Raw genomic sequence first — 2,394 nt, forward strand, 5'->3', positions numbered from 1 at the left:
CCAGTACCCGGATCAGGGCGGCCCGGGCCAGCAGCTCCGCCCCGGGCCCGCCACCGGGGCCGGTGCCGTCCGCCCACGCGATCGCGTCGGGCGGCGCGGTCCCGGCGGGCGGTCCGTGCCCCTCGCCCCGCCCGGCGCCCCCTGCGGCGTCGGCGGCGCAATCCCCTCCCCGTCCGGGACCGTGGCCGGCGGTCATGACCCGGCTCCCAGCGCCTGGGCCGCGCCGCGGGCGATGCCGGTCCGCAGTTCGAGGGCGACGGCCACGTCCAGCGCGTCGGGGCGGTCCCGGCCCCGCAGGTCGGCGACGGTCCAGGCGACGCGCAGCACCCGGTCGAGCCCGCGGGCGGTGAGCAGTCCGCGCTCCAGGTCCCGTTCGGCCTGGGCGAGCGCGCCGGGGGCGGCGTGCCAGCGGGTCCGCAGCTCGTGCCCGGGCACCTCGGCGTTGAGCCGCCACGGGGTGTCGGCGAGCCGGGCCGCGGTGCGGTCCCGGGCTTCGCGGACCCGGTCGGCGACGGCCGCCGTGGCCTCCCCGCGGCCGCCGCGGCCCAGCAGGTCGGAGCGGGTGACCGGCTCGGCCTCCACCCGCAGGTCCACCCGGTCCAGCAGCGGCCCGGACAGCCTGGCCTGGTAGCGCCGGACCACCGAGGCCGGGCATTCGCAGCCTGCTCCGAGCAGGGTGTGGCGCCCGCACGGGCAGGGGTTCGCCGCGAGCACCATCAGGAACCGGGCCGGCAGCCGCACCACCCCGGCGGCCCGGGCGATGACCACGTGCCCCGATTCGAGGGGCTGGCGCAGCGCGTCCAGCGCCTTGGTGCTGAACTCGGCGGCCTCGTCCAGGAACAGCACGCCGCGGTGGGCCAGCGAGACGGCCCCGGGCCGGGGCACCCCCGCTCCGCCGCCGACCAGGGACTGCATGGTCGCGGAGTGGTGGGGCGCGCAGTACGGGGGCCGGGCGACCAGTGGTTCGCCGGGCGGCAGGATGCCCGCGACCGAGTGCACGGCGGTGACCTCCAGCGAGTCCTGCCGGGACAGCGGCGGCAGGATCCACGGGATGCGCTCGGCCAGCATCGTCTTGCCGGCGCCCGGCGGCCCGCTGAGGAAGAGGTGGTGGCCCCCGGCCGCGGCGACCTCCAGGGCCCGGCGGGCGCCGTGCTGTCCGGCGACGTCGGAGAGGTCGGGGACGTCGGGGGCCTCGTCCGCGCCGGGCCGGGCGCGGGAGATCCCGGTGCCGAGGCCCGCGCCCGGGACCACCAGCCCGGCCAGCATGGGGTCCGGCCGGCCCGGCGGATCCGGCGCCTCCTCCTCGGGGACCTGCCCGTCGGTGAGGACGGCGATCAGCTGCCGCAGGCTCCGCACCCCGAGCACGCTGACGTCGGGGACGAGCACGGCCTCGGCGGCGCACTGCTGCGGCACCACCACGTTGCGGTATCCGGCGTCGGCCGCGGCGAGGACCGCGGGCAGGATGCCCCGCACCGGCCGCACCCGGCCGTCCAGCCCCAGCTCCCCGATCAGGACGAGGTCGGCGATGGCGGCGGGGTCGACCACCTCGGCGGCGCCCAGGACGGCGGCCGCGACGGCCAGGTCGAATCCGGCGCCCGATTTCGGGACGGAGGCCGGACTGAGCCCGACGGTCAGCTTCTTCTGCGGCCACGCGGCGCCGGAGTTCACGACGGCGGCCCTGACCCGGTCCCGGCTCTCGACCAGCGTCTTGTCGGGCAGGCCCACCAGCGTGAAGGCGGCGAGTCCGGGCTCCAGGTCGGCCTGGACCTCGACGACCACGCCGTCGACACCCACGAGGGCCACCGAACAGGCTCGTGCGAAGCCCATCACGCCACCCCCCGCACGTGCTCCACGACGGGCGCCCCGCGCCGCGGCAGGAGGACCCCCACGAGGTCGATGCGCACCCCGCCCGGGGGTGGTCCTCCGTGGTCGGCGAGCCAGCGTCCGGCGAGCCGGCGCAGCCGCTCGGCCTTGCCGGGCCGGACGGCTGCCATGGGGTGCTCGAAATCCCCCGCCCGGCGCGTTTTGACCTCGCACACGACGAGGGCGTCGCCGTCCCGCGCGACGATGTCGATCTCCCCGCTGCAGCACCGCCAGTTCCGCGCGATCACGGTCATCCCGGCCTCCGCCAGCCGCCGTGCCGCGAGTTCCTCGCCGTACCGCCCCAATGCCTGTCGTGCCACGCCCTGCGCGTTCATCGGGCACCACCTCCGCCACCGACGGTCCCGCGGTCCCGCCCACCCTGTGGATCTTGGTGGACAGCGGGGGCGTTGTGGACAACCCCCTCACTCGTGAGGGGGAATCCGGGGTGGCGGGTGCGGGCGGCCGCCGCCGGGCGCGGGCGGCGCGGCGGCGGGGCGTCAGCTGCCCGGCAGCTCCAGGTCGCTCTTGTTG

2 protein-coding genes and 1 pseudogene are annotated in these 2,394 nt (G+C 77.9%); all 3 read right to left on the reverse strand.

Annotated elements, in window-relative coordinates:
- Positions 1-196: pseudogene (locus tag ACFXA3_RS41055) on the reverse strand (hypothetical protein); the annotation flags it as partial.
- On the reverse strand, positions 193-1,827 hold the full coding sequence (locus ACFXA3_RS41060) for a YifB family Mg chelatase-like AAA ATPase (protein ID WP_385196354.1): 1,635 nt from the start codon (positions 1,825-1,827) through the stop codon (positions 193-195). The gene ACFXA3_RS41060 and the pseudogene ACFXA3_RS41055, both read right to left, overlap by 4 nt.
- Positions 1,827-2,198 (reverse strand): YraN family protein, encoded by a 372-nt coding sequence (locus ACFXA3_RS41065; protein WP_385196356.1) that lies wholly within the window; start codon positions 2,196-2,198, stop codon positions 1,827-1,829. Before ACFXA3_RS41065 ends, ACFXA3_RS41060 begins: the two co-directional genes overlap by 1 nt.
- Positions 2,199-2,394 lie beyond the last annotated feature (196 nt).

It is taken from the genome of Streptomyces sp. NPDC059456 (assembly GCF_042750055.1).
Classification (GTDB): Bacteria; Actinomycetota; Actinomycetes; order Streptomycetales; family Streptomycetaceae; genus Streptomyces.